General features: G+C 42.1%; 12 protein-coding genes. 5 read left to right on the forward strand and 7 right to left on the reverse strand.

Features of this window, described 5'->3' with window-relative positions; all coding sequences use genetic code 11:
* Nucleotides 1-37 precede the first annotated feature (37 nt).
* From FSB76_RS06100 to holA, 3 genes are all read right to left on the reverse strand, one after another.
* Nucleotides 38-865 (reverse strand): sulfotransferase, encoded by an 828-nt coding sequence (locus FSB76_RS06100; protein ID WP_147052694.1) that lies wholly within the window; start codon nt 863-865, stop codon nt 38-40.
* Nucleotides 866-902: 37 nt separating this feature from the next.
* A complete protein-coding gene (gene cysC, locus FSB76_RS06105; protein WP_147052695.1) occupies nt 903-1,466 on the reverse strand; it encodes an adenylyl-sulfate kinase in 564 nt (187 codons plus the stop codon).
* 286 nt (nt 1,467-1,752) lie between these two features.
* Nucleotides 1,753-2,775, reverse strand: a complete 1,023-nt coding sequence (gene holA, locus FSB76_RS06110; RefSeq protein ID WP_147052696.1) for a DNA polymerase III subunit delta — start codon at nt 2,773-2,775, stop codon at nt 1,753-1,755.
* Nucleotides 2,776-3,011: 236 nt separating this feature from the next.
* Here holA and FSB76_RS06115 point away from each other — a divergent pair, with 236 nt between their 5' ends.
* Entirely contained in the window at nt 3,012-3,473 is a 462-nt protein-coding gene (locus FSB76_RS06115; RefSeq protein WP_147052698.1) for a type I restriction enzyme HsdR N-terminal domain-containing protein, read from the forward strand.
* Here the strand turns inward: FSB76_RS06115 and FSB76_RS06120 are convergent.
* Both FSB76_RS06120 and FSB76_RS06125 read right to left on the reverse strand, forming a co-directional pair.
* On the reverse strand, nt 3,470-5,275 hold the full coding sequence (locus tag FSB76_RS06120; protein ID WP_147052700.1) for an ATP-binding protein: 1,806 nt from the start codon (nt 5,273-5,275) through the stop codon (nt 3,470-3,472). The two genes, FSB76_RS06115 and FSB76_RS06120, sit on opposite strands and share 4 nt — an antisense overlap.
* A gap of 96 nt (nt 5,276-5,371) precedes the next feature.
* The gene (locus FSB76_RS06125) at nt 5,372-8,038 is read right to left on the reverse strand and encodes a valine--tRNA ligase (protein ID WP_147052701.1); all 2,667 of its coding nucleotides are present in this window, start codon (nt 8,036-8,038) and stop codon (nt 5,372-5,374) included.
* Between the two features lie 480 nt (nt 8,039-8,518).
* Between FSB76_RS06125 and FSB76_RS06130 the strand changes: the two genes are divergently transcribed.
* Nucleotides 8,519-10,588: a M13 family metallopeptidase gene (locus tag FSB76_RS06130; protein ID WP_225976433.1), complete on the forward strand. Its 2,070-nt coding sequence runs from the start codon at nt 8,519-8,521 to the stop codon at nt 10,586-10,588.
* Nucleotides 10,589-10,747: 159 nt separating this feature from the next.
* Entirely contained in the window at nt 10,748-11,071 is a 324-nt protein-coding gene (locus FSB76_RS06135) for an SHOCT domain-containing protein (RefSeq protein ID WP_147052703.1), read from the forward strand.
* Nucleotides 11,072-11,279: 208 nt separating this feature from the next.
* Here FSB76_RS06135 and FSB76_RS06140 read toward each other — a convergent pair whose 3' ends face one another.
* Nucleotides 11,280-11,999, reverse strand: a complete 720-nt coding sequence (locus FSB76_RS06140; protein ID WP_158642852.1) for a hypothetical protein — start codon at nt 11,997-11,999, stop codon at nt 11,280-11,282.
* Nucleotides 12,000-12,117: 118 nt separating this feature from the next.
* Complete coding sequence (locus FSB76_RS06145) at nt 12,118-12,813, reverse strand: hypothetical protein (RefSeq protein WP_147052706.1); 696 nt, start codon at nt 12,811-12,813, stop codon at nt 12,118-12,120.
* A 378-nt stretch (nt 12,814-13,191) separates the two neighbouring features.
* On the opposite strand from FSB76_RS06145, the gene FSB76_RS06150 reads away from it, so the two are divergent.
* A complete protein-coding gene (locus FSB76_RS06150) occupies nt 13,192-14,610 on the forward strand; it encodes an MBL fold metallo-hydrolase (RefSeq protein WP_147052708.1) in 1,419 nt (472 codons plus the stop codon).
* Nucleotides 14,607-15,287, forward strand: a complete 681-nt coding sequence (gene mnmD, locus FSB76_RS06155) for a tRNA (5-methylaminomethyl-2-thiouridine)(34)-methyltransferase MnmD (RefSeq protein ID WP_147052709.1) — start codon at nt 14,607-14,609, stop codon at nt 15,285-15,287. The genes FSB76_RS06150 and mnmD overlap by 4 nt, the downstream gene beginning before the upstream one ends.
* Nucleotides 15,288-15,339: the final 52 nt, after the last annotated feature.

The following is a 15,339-nucleotide window of genomic DNA, read 5'->3' on the forward strand; positions in this document are numbered from 1 at the left end:
CTTAGGACTTAAGACTCCAGACTAAAGACTTCCCCCTTCAGAGGCTCATGTAACCCATCAATTCGTCCTGTAATTCTTTTGCCTGGTTTAACAGGGATTTATTGGTGATGTATGGGTTTATATCAATATCCTGGCCTATCAGGTTCTCCTTAAAAACATCCTTAAATTTTGAATAGGTTAGCGTGAAATTCCATTTGTTTTGCAGGTGCCCAAAAACGCATGTATCCTCTTTGCTCAACATATCATAATTAACTACAACAAAGGCTTCAGGAGGCAACTTTTTGATGCATGCTAAAATATCACGGGTATAATTAATCCAAACTTTTAAATAGGCTTCGGTATTTATCCGGTAAAAAGCATTTCTTCTGCGTGCGCGTCTAAAAATCAACCATATTAACCTCGACAGGTATTTGCGGCCAAGGTATTTTCTGTCAATAATTTTAAACTCCCGCCTTAACAGCGAACTGGTTACAGACCGGTAATCGCGTATAATAACCAAATAGCAGGCATCCGGGATAAGTTCCTTATAAACATCAAGAAACATGCAAGTGCGGGGGTCTTTCCATCCCCATTGGTCGTACAGTTGTTGTTTAACCCTGATAACACTTTTCATCTTCTCTTTCTCGTAGATAGAGAAAGCATCAACATGCCCGTCTGTTAAGCCGGTTTTGGGCAGGTTATTACTGGCCAGTATCTCTTCGTGCATTTTTAAAAACTCTACATCTTCAAAATGTCCATCAGGATTCCCCGGCCCGGGTTCAACCAGCTTTTCGCCCAGTTGCATACCACACCTGGTAAGCCAGTGCGCTATAAGCGAGGTTCCGGAGCGGTGCATGCCGGCTATAATAAGCGTTCGTTTTTGCATAATGCGTTTGGCAATAAATAGTGGCTACCTGCAGATTTTAACTATTATGGACCACTTTCTTTTCAACCTTATCAGCCGGATGAAGGTTATTCAGGATAAAATAAAGCAAAGAGGAGGTGCTTTGTATTACCGTGCATTCGCTGGTATTTATATACAGGTCCGGAGCGTATGGAACATCAAACTGCGCGTTAATACCTGTAAGGTTGCTCAGTTTATCGGGGTGCCCGTCGGGTAAAAATGCTTTCTTGTAAAGCCCTTTGGTATCGCGGCTAATGAGTTTTTTTACCTGGCAATCAATATGCACAATGTTTACATGTTCATATTTTTCGGCAAGTTCGCGGCGCATTTCGTCATAAGGGTTAATAGCGCTTACGATAGTAACAATACCGTGAGCCGAGAAGCGGCTGGCAACAAAGCCCAGCCTCCGTATATTTTCACAGCGATCGGCCTTGCTGAAGCCTAAATCGCGGCAAATTTCATTGCGATATTCATCGCCATCAATTATTTCAGTTCTTATTCCCAGTTCGGTTAATTCATTTGCAACATTTTTAGCTAATGTTGTTTTACCAGCCCCAGACAATCCGCAGAATAGAAGTATCATATTTCAGTAATTTATGTTTTATGATCAGGCCCAAAAGCACTGCAGGTTGCCTTTGATGAAGTGAACATAATAAATTAAATTACCGGTTAATTTTGTCACAATGTAAATAGTTAATTACATTGTAACAAGCACCGTTACGGGGGGAATAAAAAACCCTCAAATAACGTTAAAAGGCGTTTTTGCGTAAAATACCTGCGCTACGGACAAACACAGGCACATGATACACCTAACAAAAATGTTACCTGATTGAGATAGTAATACAGCTGATTTTTGAGACGATAATGGCTTAGTGCAGTATTTTAAACATCAACTCTTTCATCAGTTCGCCATGGGGGGCGTTTGATTCAACACCTTTGCTTTTCAAATCATACTCGCGCAGGTAGCTGATGATTTGCATTGTTTTGGGGTAATTGTAACTGCGGCCGGCCAACTCATAATCTTTTACAAAATAAGGGTTCACCCCTATCTCGCGGGCTACGTTCTGTGGCGATTTATCTTTTACATAATGATAGGCCAACACTTTGCTAAAAAAGTTATTCAGGTTGCCTAATACCAGCACAATTGGGTTTGCCTTGGGGTTTGCTTCAAAATAATTAATAATCTGATTAACCTTTAAAACATCCTTTTTACCAAGGGCGGTTTGCAGTTCAAATACGTTATACTCTTTACTTATACCAATGTTATCCTGCACCAGCTTCAGGGTAATTTCCTGCCCGGCGGCTATGTTAAGCATTAGTTTCTCCAGTTCGTTAGCTATTTTAGATAGGTCGTTACCCAGGTATTCAGATAACATGGCCGATGCCTGCTGGTTTATTTTATAACCTTTATCGCTTATAAAACTTTCTATCCAGGCCGGTATCTTATTATCATACAAAGGCGCCGACTCAAAAATAAGCCCATTTTTTTCTATCGCCTTGTAAGTTTTTTTGCGCTTATCAAACTTGCCATACTTATAACAAAACACAAGTATGGTACTTGGCAGGGGCTTTTCCAGGTAACTCAATAAAGGGTCGATTCCTTTTTTGCTGTCATCATCCTTACCCCATTTCATATCCTGGGCTTCCTTTACCATAACTACCTGGTAATCGGCCATCATGGGATAGCGTTTGGCCGCATTAAGCACAGCCATCATATCGGTATCCTTGCCGTATACCACGGTTTGGTTAAAGCCTTTCTCGGCCTCCGGCAGCAAATGGTGTTCAATGTAGTTGCTCACCACGTCAATAAAATAAGGCTCTTCGCCGTGCAACAGGTACAAGGGCTTGTATTTACGGTTCTTTATATCCTTTACTATATCGGCAGCTGTCATTCTTTTAAGGCAAAATTAAAAAGTCAAAATTCAAAAATGACTTTCTGGCTGAACATTCAAAATTAAAAAAATCAAAGCGGTAATGCCGCATAATGATGTAAATGTGGAAAGTAATATTTTGAAAAGTGCCGGGTTTGTGACCCTATGCCACACTTCCTTTGTTGAATTTTTAATTAAGCAATAAAACAGGCCGATGTTTCAGATATTCCTTTTTACTTTTGACTTTTTAATTTTGAATTTTGAATTTACATCCCCTCAATCTCCCCCCCTATCCTTTTAAAATAAGCGACGATAACGGGCAGTTGAGCTTGTTTGACGAAATCCGTAAAAAAAACATCGTGCTTACACCCGAAGAGTGGGTACGGCAGCACTTTGTACAATACCTTATCAGGCAAAAAGGATATCCACGGTCACTCATCCGGCTGGAGGGAGGGCTAAAGCTTAACGGATTGCAAAAACGTACCGATATAGTGGTATTTGACAGCAGCGGGCAACGGATTTTGATTGTAGAATGTAAAGCGCCATCTGTTAGCATCGATCAAAAAACTTTCGACCAGGTAGCCAGGTATAATATGGTGCACAAAGTATCGTTATTGGCGGTAAGTAATGGCCTGCAGCACTATTATTGCACAATCAATCACGAACAAAAAAAGTATCAGTTTATTGAAGAACTGCCGGTTTACAGCAAGCCTGGTTAAGCCGCGCGTACCAGCATCTGCATTTTTTCCAGCAACTCATCGGGCTTAAATGGTTTTGAAACATAATCATTCATACCTGCCTCAAAAATTTTCTCTTTAATATCCAGCAACGCCGAAGCCGTAAGGGCGATAATAGGGATAAGCGATTTTTTTGGATCGGCCATTTTCCTTATTTCCATGGTGGCATCAAGGCCATTCATTACCGGCATCTGCAAATCCATCAATATAATATCAAAGTTGCCGTATTGCATTAATTCAACCGCGCGTAAGCCATTTTCGGCAATGGTAGGCGTTATGTTCCATTTAGATAACAGCTTTTTCATCAGCATAACATTCACGATGTTATCTTCGGCAATAAGCACGCGGATACCTGATATTACATCATCTTTTTCCTGCGCCTGTACCAACGGAGTTATCGCTTTTTCAATAGCCATTTCTGTTGATACCGGGAACTCCATATTAAATGAAAACTCCGAACCGGCGCCCGGCTTACTGGATATGTGCATATGCAGGCCCTGCAAATCAAGTAATCGTTTCACAATGGCCAAACCCAGCCCTGTGCCACCGTACTGGCGGGTTGTTGTTAATGATTCCTGGGTAAACGGTTCAAAAATACTGGTAAGATTGTGCTCCTCGATACCAATACCGGTATCCTTTATCGAAAATTTAACCGTAACCCTATCATGCCGGTCCTCAAAACAGGTAACTTTAACCCATACATTGCCGGTTGCTGTAAATTTTATAGCATTGCTTACCAGGTTATAAATAATCTGGGTGATACGGGTTGGATCGCCAAAAATTATCTTATTGTTCAACGTGCTATCCACATCCAGCTTAAATAACAGTCCTTTTTCTTCGGCCTTAATTATTTGTGCGCCGCAAATATTATTCATCAGCTCAACCAGGTTAAACCTGATGTTTTCAAAAACAACCTTGCCCGATTCTATCTTATTGAAATCAAGCACATCATTTACCACAGCTAAAAGATTATTGGCCGAAAATTTCAGGATCTCCAGGTTTTCTTTTTGATCGGCCCTCGGGTTGCCCATCATGAGCAGGTTGCTCATGCCAATTACCGCGTTTAACGGCGTACGGATCTCGTGCGACATGGTTGATAAAAACTCCGATTTGGCCTGGGTTGATTTTTCGGCTTTGTTTATTGCTTTTTCAAGCTGGGCGTTTAGTGCAACCTGGTGTTCGCCACTTTCTTTCAGCTGTTTTATGTTTTTTAAAAACGCAGTATAAAAATGGCTGTGAATAAATATCAACAGGATAAAGTTGGCAAAAAGGGTAATAATAATAGTTGATTGATCTATCCTGTCTGGCTTAATACCGATAACGTACCCCTTTGTAAATTCAATAATCATGAAAATTAATACGGGCACCGTGTTCAATAAAGAATATACCAGCCCCCCTGTTTGCCCAAGCATATAGTAGCTAAACACGATAACCAATATAATTACCTGAACGGTAATTATATTTACCGATTGTAAAGTGATATAAACTATGCTGGTGTTAACAATAGTGCCCGCACTAAGCAGTAAATGAGATATTAAACGCCACTGAGGCCGGTATGTTAAAAATTTAAACAGCGCGGCAACACAAACCATTAATACGCCGGCTGTATAAGCCAGCATAGTTTGCCCCTGGAAATAAACACTCATAAAAACGGCCCCTAAGGCGATAAACACCAAAGGAAACCCAAAATAAAGCAGCCTGATACGCGCCTGATCAAGAAACGACTGCTCCTTTGATAAAATGCTGAAAATTGAAAAGTTGAAAAAGCTTACTCCTTTACTCATGATTAAAGCACATTGCTTATACCAAACGTTATAGCCAGTCAATTAAGATTGAAAGCCTATTTTAGTTTTGCATTTCGCAGCCTCTCATTCATGCAATTAGCAAGCCAAATCAATTATATTTTGTTCGATGATGGCTAATTTTGCTTCGGCATCGGCTTTTTTGCGTTGCTCAATTTCAATAATTTCGGGCTTGGCATTGGCCATAAAACGTTCGTTGCCCAACTTGGCGTTAACAGATTTTAAGAAGCCCAAAAGATAATCTTTCTCTTTGGCAAGCCTTGCGCACTCGGCAACCGGATCAAGATTTTGACTTAGCGGAATAAAAAACTCATCGGTTGAAGCAATAAAATTAACTGCACCTGAAACTTTATCGGCAACCATAGCAAACCGGCTTATATTACCCAATTTAGCTATTATAGCCTCATACTGATTATAATTTATCCCGGAGTTTGATTTATACGAAAGCTCAAGCGCCTCTTTAGGCGAAATTTCATTTTTATTACGAATGTACCTGATTTGCGTAAGAACCGTTTTTATAATCTCCACTTCCCCAAGCAACTGTGCATTTATTTCCCCAATATTTGGCAATTGAGCAACAATGCAACAGTCCATTTCGGCGCGTTCTCCAAATATTTCGTCATGCCATAATTCTTCGGTGAGGAATGGCATAAAGGGGTGCAGCACTTTCAATATATTTTCAAAATACTGAACAGTAGCGGCATAGGTAATTTTATCAATAGGCTGCTGATAGGCGGGTTTAATCATCTCCAGGTACCAGGCGCAGAAATCGTCCCAAACCAGTTTGTAGGTAGCCATCAGCGCTTCTGATAAACGGTATTGGCCAAAGTTATCTTCAATCTCGCCCAGGGCCTGGTTAAAACGGCTGCCAAACCATTCAATGGCTATCTCATTAGGGTTTTCAAGGCTGTCATCAACCTCCCAGCCTTTAATCAGCTTAAAGGCATTCCATATTTTGTTGGCAAAATTACGGCCCTGTTCGCAGTAGCTTACATCAAACATTAAATCGTTACCGGCAGGCGAACAAAGCAGCATACCCACACGTACGCCATCAGCGCCATATTGCTCGATCAGATCAAGCGGATCGGGTGAGTTACCCAATGATTTGGACATTTTGCGCCCCAGCTTATCCCGTACTATACCGGTAAGGTAAACGTTTTTAAATGGCAACTCTCCCCTGAATTCGTGTCCGGCCATAATCATCCTGGCTACCCAAAAAAACAGGATCTCGGGTGCGGTTACCAGGTCATTAGTTGGGTAGTAATAATTAATATCGGCATTGTTTGGATCTTTAAAACCGTCAAAAACAGATATTGGCCACAACCATGATGAAAACCAGGTGTCAACAACATCGGGATCCTGCCGTAAGTCGTCGGTAGTGAGTTGTGGGTTTTGAGTTTTGAGTTTTGCTTCGGTTAACGCTTCGTCAACATTTTTGGCGATAACAAATTCACCGTTTGGAAGGTACCACGCCGGGATTTGCTGCCCCCACCATAACTGGCGGCTGATATTCCAGTCCCTCACATTTTCCATCCAATGACGGTACGTGTTAATGAATTTCTCGGGAATAAGTTTTATTTCGCCATTCAATACATAATCCAACGCCGGTTTAGCCATCTCGCCCATTTTGCAAAACCATTGCATCGATAATTTTGGCTCAATAACAGCATCAGTACGCTCACTAAAACCAATTTGCGATTTATAGTCCTCCACCTTAGCTAAAGCGCCTGCTTCCTCCAATAAAACGGCAATTTTTTTACGGGCGATAAAACGATCTTCACCTACCAGTATCTGCGCTTTTTCGTTTAGCTTGCCATCATCGTCCAGTATGTCAATAACGGGCAGATTATGTTTTATACCCAGCTCATAATCATTCAAATCATGTGCCGGGGTAACCTTTAAACAGCCGGTACCAAAATCCATGGTAACGTACTCATCCAGTATTACCGGAATAATCCTTTGAATCAAAGGTATATAAACACTTTTCCCGTGGAGATAAGTGTATCTCTCATCATTTGGATTAATACAAATAGCAGCATCGGCCATTATAGTTTCCGGACGAGTCGTAGCAATAGTCAAATAGTTAGTAGGAGTTGCAACGTGATGCGCAGTCTTGCTAACCAATTCCGAAACTACTTCATACTTAATATAATATAGTTTTTGATTTACTTCTTTCCTGATAACTTCCTCATCGCTTACAGCCGTTTTCCCTTGCGGGTCCCAGTTTACCATGCGTACGCCACGATATATCAGGCCTTTTTTGTACAGGTGGATAAAGGTATCAATTACCGCTTCAGACATTTCGGGGTCCATGGTAAATTTGGTACGGTCCCAATCGCATGACGCGCCTAATTTTTTAAGCTGATCGAGAATGATGCCGCCATATTTTTCTTTCCACTCCCAGGCGTAAGTTAAAAACTCGGGGCGGGTAAGGTCGGTTTTGCTGATGCCGCGCTCTTTAAGCATGGCCACTACTTTGGCCTCGGTAGCAATACTGGCATGATCGGTACCCGGTACCCAACAGGCATTTTTGCCCTTCATGCGGGCGCGGCGTACCAATACATCCTGTATGGTATTGTTTAACATATGCCCCATATGCAAAACCCCGGTAACATTTGGCGGCGGAATTACTATTGTGTAAGGTTCACGCTCATCGGGCACCGATTTAAAAAAATCGTGCTTTAACCAGTAACTGTACCATTTATCTTCGGTTTCTTTAGGCAAATATGTTTTAGCAATACTCATAACGCGCAAAAGTACGATTGTTAGCGGTTCATAGCAAATAGGTTTTTACGGTTCCGGGAGCGAGGTTGGTGGTTTGGGGCTGCGGTTTGAGGGCCAGGCTATAGAAACAAAGTTTAGATAACCGATGCGTGTAACCGGCAACAGATTCAAGGTATAATTTGTCAACATTTTAACCGGCCACAGGCAACCCGTAACCGGCAACAGATTCAAGGTATAATTTGTCAACATTTTAACCGGCCACAGGCAACCCGAAAGTGGCAACAGAAAACACTTCACAATATTTTTACAATTAAAAAGTTATTATACTACTCAAACATTATTAGTCATGAAATCACTGCATATACACCGTTTTTGGCTCGATGTTTTAAAAAGGTCAAAACTGGGTTTTGTTATAAACTGGTTTAACCGTTAAGCGGTTCCGCGCTGTTGTTTTGAACTTTTTTGCTGTATTTTACTACCTTTAATTTTCAAATAATAACTATGAAATTAAAGTTCTGGTGTTTTATGTTCATGGTAGCCTTTTTACCATACGTAAACGCCCAGGTAACCGGTAAACAAAAAACGCCAAAATATAAACCAAAAACTACCGCACCTCCAAAAGTTATCAACCCGGCCGATATGGATACCGCTGTTAAGCCCGGCGATGATTTTTTTGAATACGGCAACGGCAACTGGGTAAAAAATAACGTTATACCTACCAAAACAGAACGCTGGGGTAGCTTTGCCATCCTTCGGCAGCAAAACACCCAAAAACTTTTAAAATTATTAGATGAGGCAAGCCGCCAATCGGTAACCGCACCTGAAGGCAGCCTAATACAACGCGTTGGCGACCTGTATGCCAGCGGCATGGATACCGCCACCATTGAAAAACTGGGTTATTCGCCCATTATACCCGACCTGGAGCGCATTGACAAAGTCAAAAGTTTTGATGATCTTATCAACGAGTTTGTTTTTGAACGCATTAACGGCACCGCCCAGCTGTTCAGATTAGGGATTGACCAGGACGATAAAAACACTTCAAAATGTATTGTGAGCCTTGGCCAGGGGGGCACTTCGTTACCCGACAGGGACTATTACTTAAAAAACGACGCCCGGTCAAAAAAAGTACAGGGTGCATTTAAAACGCTGATTACAACCTTATTTACGCTAACCGGCAGCAGCCCGGACGAAGCCGGCAGAAATGCGACAACAGTTTATAACCTGGAAAGCATGTTGGCAAAAGCCCAGCTTAGCCGTGAAGCCAGGCGCGACCCGCATGTTATTTACAATAAATTCCTTGTAGCCGATTTTAACAAAGTTACACCGCATTTAAACTGGACTAAACTTTTGCGCAGTTTAAATATCCCCCAACAGGATAGCATCCTGGTAGGGCAGCCTTCATTTTTTAAAGCTGCCGATTCTTTATTGGCGGCGGAGCCGGTTGAAAGCTGGAAAACTTTATTAAAATGGAATATCATCAGGGGGACTGCGGCACAACTGAGCTCGCCTTTTGTAAAAGCTACTTTTGCTTATAACAGCGTATTAACCGGCGAAACAGAACTACCGCCACGCAGCGAGCGTGTGAGCAAATTTGTTGACAGTGGCCTGGGCGAACTGTTAGGGCAATTGTATGTAGAAAAATATTTTACGCCCCAGGCTAAAAAGCGCATGGCAGAACTTGTAAGCAACCTAAAAACGGCGCTCGGCGATCGTATTAAGCGACTGGACTGGATGAGCCCCGAAACCAGGGAATACGCGTTAAAAAAACTGAATGCCCTTACTGTAAAAATAGGCTACCCTGATAAATGGGAAACCTATGATGGCTTAATGATTAAACGCGGCAGCTACGTAAGCAACATACGTAATATGTCGGTATGGCGTTACCGTTTTGAGATAAGCCGCCTGGGCAAGCCCGCTGATAAAAGCCGCTGGGGAATAACGCCGCAAACCGCAAACGCCTATTACTCCGAAATCAACAACGAAATTGTTTTCCCCGCAGGCATATTGCAGTTCCCTTTTTTTGATTTAAAGGCCGATGACGCTGTAAACTATGGCGGCATAGGCTGCATAATAGGCCACGAAATTACACATGGCTTTGACGATAAGGGCCGCCAGTACGATGGTCATGGCAACCTGCGCGATTGGTGGACAAAAACCGACGCCGACAAATTTAAAGCACGTGCCAACCGGTTGGTTGTACAATACAACAACCTTACCGTATTGGACAGCCTGCATATAAACGGCAAATTAACTCTTGGCGAAAATATTGCCGATTTGGGTGGCTTAAGCATTGCATATGAAGCCTTCATGAAAACCAAACAACACCGGTTGGCCAAAATGATAGACGGGTTTACGCCCGACCAGCGCTTCTTCCTGTCATGGGCGCGGGTATGGCGCAGTTTGCAACGCCCCGAGGCTACAGCCCAGCGCATTCTTACGGATACGCATTCGCCCGATCAATGGCGGGTTAATGCCGCTTTAACCAACATAGATGCATGGTACAAGGCATTTAACGTTAAACCCGGCGATAAACTATACAAAAAGCCGGAGGATAGGACGGCTATCTGGTAACCGTTGTAGTAGCAAATATCAAGTAGTAATAAGATATAGCAGCCGTTGAGAACACCTCCTTAACAAATATTTTTTGGCGCTTTACAGGCTAAATCATAAACTATTTTATACCTTAATCGCTTAATAAATAACCTCTCACCTTAAAACCTGATTACATATATGGGACTCGGCGCACCTGAAATCATTTTAATTATTATTGCCTTTGGCGGCATGTGGTTTATTCCGGCTATCTGGGGATACAACGCAGGTTCGAAAAGAACCATCGGCCCGGTTGGCGGGCTTTTATTAGGCCTGTTTTTAAGCATATTGGGTGTACTTATAGTTTATTGCACCCGGCGGATAGATGAAAAACCATTTTACGGCTTCTCCAGTCAATCGCCTGCCGATGAATTGCAAAAGTTTAAGCAATTGTTAGATAGCGGCGCAATAACAGAAAACGAATATAACGTTCAAAAGGGCAGAATTTTAAATTCAAAACAATAAACTTTCGGCAATTCCGGGCAGCAGGGCATGCCTCCGCGTTCGTTGTTCGATAAATCTGTAGCGTCTTTTTCAACCTATCCTTCATGCGCAATACTATTGCCTGTTAATATGCAAATTGCCGGCAATATAACCGGCAATTTGCCCAAGAAAACACCATACCGCCGTTGCTCAAAAAACGATATCAGGGCAACCTGCCGGATGACGGGTGTTAGGCGGCTTTATTAATATTTATCAAACTTTTAAACCATTTCATTTGTGACGGCGCATTTTTGGTCAAAAACAAATTCCATGAACCGGGGCTGAAATAGCTGCTCGGATGCTTTACAAAAAGCAATTTGATTACTTGTCCATCGGGTGCTATTATTCTGCCAATACGTGGTGTGTTTTTTCCAACTTTTTTTGCGCCGCCTATTTCCCTTTCAAACTTATATGCAGAGTTATGAATAACCTCATTTAATTTTTCGGCAGCTCCAAGCCCCAGAAAAACGCAAACCGAGGGTTTCAAGACCTTAATTACATCAATAAAATTATCACTTGCAATAAGCATATGCTCTTCAGTTGGCCTATGTTTTAAGCTATCCATAGGCGTTTGTATAAAATTATAAAAGGCTAATCTGCTCCAAAAAATATACCTTTCTCTTTTTTGCAGGGTACCGTTACCCAACATTAACTTTTGAGTATTTATATAAAAGTTCGACCGGCCCTTTTGATCAATCCCCTTACTACCAACTATCCTGCGGGTAAGATTATCTTTTTCATGTTCGGCCTTGCTTCCCGCGCTATCCGTCAGATAGTGGCTTTCACCTATAAGTAAAACCCTGTTTTCTGCCGGCAAAACTGAATAATGTTCGCCTACCCACGGCAGCCATGTAAGTTTCTTTTTTAGCTCTTTTAATTGCTTGAATTCCTGGTCGTAGCTTTCATCCATAGTCATGTATTGTTAATTGATATTCCCGTGTATTATTTATTTACTGCAAATATTCCCCAAAATCTAATCGATTATTCATCATGGCGCGATTGATGAGTTAAAGCTCTTTGCATGTTGCTTATTTATCAAACTCAATCGCCCACCTTTTGGACGTTGTAATTATATCATCACTATAATTTGCTTCGGGAATTTTATAATAGGTAGGATGTTTTGCGTTTATGAATAATCTATCTTTAGTTGCCAGGTAACTGATAGTATTATAATTTATCATTTGCCCCGCTGAAATGCCAAGGTCATTTAAAATAAACTTCAGCGTATTGCCTCCAATGATAATATCAGGATTAAAGAGGTTAATTTGTGCCATTATTATATCTTTATCTCTTTCATAAGCATTACGTATATGATCATTATTTGAGGTGTAGCTATCGCTTATGTTTGGCAGTTTCTTTAAGTTGATATAAGCAATACTCTTAAGTATATCTTTCATTTCGGGGTTGTCTTTGATATAATCCATATTTCCCCATTCTTCAAAATTATTTAAAATACCAAATGAAGTATAAATGATCTTGTTGAATGCATAACGCCAGCCTGGACGTCTATCTTCCTTTAACCCTTTAAGAGCTAAGCGCATATCCCATCCGCCATAATCACATCTTGGTTCTTTTAATATCCAAAGAATTTTGTATTTGGCTTTTAAATAGTCTTCCGGATTAATAATCCCATCTATTATAACTTTTGAGTTATCGGTAGGGTCAATGATTTTTGCTTCAATCATCGAATCAATTTCGGCCAATTGTTCATCGAAATTCTGCATGTGATTTTGATTTAGATTTATTCTCGCAATATATGTCATTACCCCCTTTTTTTGCAACATACTTAACAAGCATTTTGATCTGTTTCATTAAATATCTTCATTTTCGTTACCCCATTTAAACATGAAAAATAACCAGGTATGGCAATTGCCAATATACAACCGGGGGGGTATGGCGCAGGTACTTGCGGTTTACCCATAGCCGGGCTAAAAATACCGCTGATTAAAGCAGGCCCCTGTTCCGTAAAATCATAAGAAGACAACATTCCGCTTTTTTCAATTCAAGTCATCTCGTTACAGAACGGAACACACCAAACTTTACAACTCCCAAACATTCAAACCTTAAAACATCCCTGCCAAACAGTTATCTTTGCTGCAGTTATGATTATCCAGCAGTTCTACGACAAAGGTTTGGCGCATGCATCGTACGCCGTTATCCGCACAGGTAAAATGATCTTAATTGATCCGGCGCGCGACCCTCTGCCCTATTATTCACTTGCAGCCCAGCACAATGCCGATATAGTAGGCGTTATTGAAACCCATCCGCATGCCGATTTTGTAAGTTCGCACCTGGAAATTCACCAGGTTACCGATGCCGTTATTTATTGCAGCAAGCTTACCGGCGCCACGTATCCGCATGAAACTTTTGACGATGGCGATGTTATCCAGCTGAATGATGTGAAGCTGAAAGCCATCAATACCCCGGGCCACTCGCCCGATTCTATTTGTATTTTATTGGTAGATGAAGAGGGCAAAGAAACAGCCGTTTTTACCGGCGACACCCTTTTTGTAGGTGACGTTGGCCGGCCCGACCTGCGCGAAAGTGTGGGCAACATTACAGCTAAAAAAGAGGAACTGGCCAAACAAATGTACCTGAGCACCCGCCATAAGCTGATGACGCTGCCCAAAAACGTTATTGTTTACCCGGCGCACGGACCCGGTTCGTTATGCGGCAAAAACATGAGTGCCGACCTGCAAAGTACCATCGGCCGCGAAATACAGGAGAACTACGCGCTGCAACTGATGGACGAGGCTACCTTCATCAAAACCCTAACGGCCGACCAGCCATTTGTACCAAAATACTTTGGTTATGATGTGGAGTTAAATAAGGCGGGGGCTCCCAAATTTCAGCAAAGTATTGATAACATCGTAAAATTTGAGGCCGACATTCTTTTACAGGAAGAAATTGCGATAATAGATAGCCGGCCGAAAACACTTTTCAGTGCCGGCCACATTCAAGGCGCTATCAATCTTCAGGATGGCGATAAATTTGAAACCTGGTTAGGCTCGATACTGCAGCCCGACGAAAAATTTTACCTGATTGCGGCAGATGACGCTACTGCCGATTTACTGGTAAAAAAAGCTGCCAAAATAGGTTATGAAGCCAACATCATGGCTATACAGCTATCGCCCCAAAACACCAGCGAGAACCTCCAAAACCTGGATCTTGAAGATTTTAAGGCCCATCCTGAAAATTATACCATCATAGATGTCAGGAATAGCAACGAAGTGAACGAAGGCAAAATATTTAAACAGGCCATCAGTATTCCCCTTCCTGAACTACGGGAACGAATTGACGAAATACCTGTAGATAAGCCAATTGTTGTGCACTGCGCAGCGGGCTACCGCTCGGCCGCCGCAACAAGTATTATAGCAGGGAGTATAAGCGAAATCCCCGTTTATGACCTTGGCGAAGTGGTGACGAAGTTTAGCCCCACCCAACCCTCCCCGGAAGGGAGGGCTTCAGATCATACAAGGAAAGTCTCCCCTGCCGGGGGAGATTTAGAGGGGGCCAAATGAACCACGAACTAAAAATAGTTACCACCGCCGATGGCTCAAAAACCATTTACAATGTCCAGGTAGGCGAACTTTACCACTCGCGCAATGGGGCTTTGCAGGAGAGCCTGCATGTATTTGTAAACGCGGGGCTTAACTATTTCCTTCATCAAAATAATACAAATGAAGTAAGCATACTGGAAGTGGGTTTTGGCACAGGGCTCAATTTTTTATTGAGTGCCGATGCCTGCACAACAAAGCAAATCAATCTTACTTATACCGGTATTGAAGCATATCCGCTTACGGAACAAATGATGAGCCAGACCGGTTATGATGATTATACGCCTGCCGAATTGTGGCAGTCATACTTAACACATTACCCCGCGGCTTTGGCCGGTTTTGTAAACATTAACAGTAATTGCCGGCTACAAATAGCCAACTGCAAATTATTGGAGTTTCAATCCGGCGGGCAATACGATATCGTTTATTTCGACGCATTTGCAGCATCCCACCAGCCCGAAATGTGGAAACAGCAAGCCATTAGCCATGTTGCCGGCTTTGTAAAGCCTGGCGGTATATTTGTTACCTACGCCATAACCGGCAACCTTAAAAGGATGCTTAAGGCACTTGGCTTTGCCATACAAAAAATACCGGGTGCCGCAGGCAAACGCGAAATGTTGAGGGCAATAAAACTCCATTAAGTCAATAGTACTAAGTCGTAAGTCCAAAGTTGTTTTTTTTGACCTGGGACTT

Source organism: Mucilaginibacter ginsenosidivorax (assembly GCF_007971525.1).
Taxonomy (GTDB): domain Bacteria; phylum Bacteroidota; class Bacteroidia; order Sphingobacteriales; family Sphingobacteriaceae; genus Mucilaginibacter; species Mucilaginibacter ginsenosidivorax.

What these genes read in the sequence shown, in the direction of transcription:
- FSB76_RS06100 (WP_147052694.1), bottom strand. Translation starts at nt 865, where the DNA reads ATGCAAAAACGAACGCTTATTATAGCCGGCATGCACCGCTCCGGAACC.
- cysC (WP_147052695.1), bottom strand. Translation starts at nt 1,466, where the DNA reads ATGATACTTCTATTCTGCGGATTGTCTGGGGCTGGTAAAACAACATTA.
- holA (WP_147052696.1), bottom strand. Translation starts at nt 2,775, where the DNA reads ATGACAGCTGCCGATATAGTAAAGGATATAAAGAACCGTAAATACAAG.
- FSB76_RS06120 (WP_147052700.1), bottom strand. Translation starts at nt 5,275, where the DNA reads ATGAGTAAAGGAGTAAGCTTTTTCAACTTTTCAATTTTCAGCATTTTA.
- FSB76_RS06125 (WP_147052701.1), bottom strand. Translation starts at nt 8,038, where the DNA reads ATGAGTATTGCTAAAACATATTTGCCTAAAGAAACCGAAGATAAATGG.
- FSB76_RS06130 (WP_225976433.1), top strand. Translation starts at nt 8,519, where the DNA reads ATGAAATTAAAGTTCTGGTGTTTTATGTTCATGGTAGCCTTTTTACCA.
- FSB76_RS06135 (WP_147052703.1), top strand. Translation starts at nt 10,748, where the DNA reads ATGGGACTCGGCGCACCTGAAATCATTTTAATTATTATTGCCTTTGGC.
- FSB76_RS06140 (WP_158642852.1), bottom strand. Translation starts at nt 11,999, where the DNA reads ATGGATGAAAGCTACGACCAGGAATTCAAGCAATTAAAAGAGCTAAAA.
- FSB76_RS06145 (WP_147052706.1), bottom strand. Translation starts at nt 12,813, where the DNA reads ATGCAGAATTTCGATGAACAATTGGCCGAAATTGATTCGATGATTGAA.
- FSB76_RS06150 (WP_147052708.1), top strand. Translation starts at nt 13,192, where the DNA reads ATGATTATCCAGCAGTTCTACGACAAAGGTTTGGCGCATGCATCGTAC.
- mnmD (WP_147052709.1), top strand. Translation starts at nt 14,607, where the DNA reads ATGAACCACGAACTAAAAATAGTTACCACCGCCGATGGCTCAAAAACC.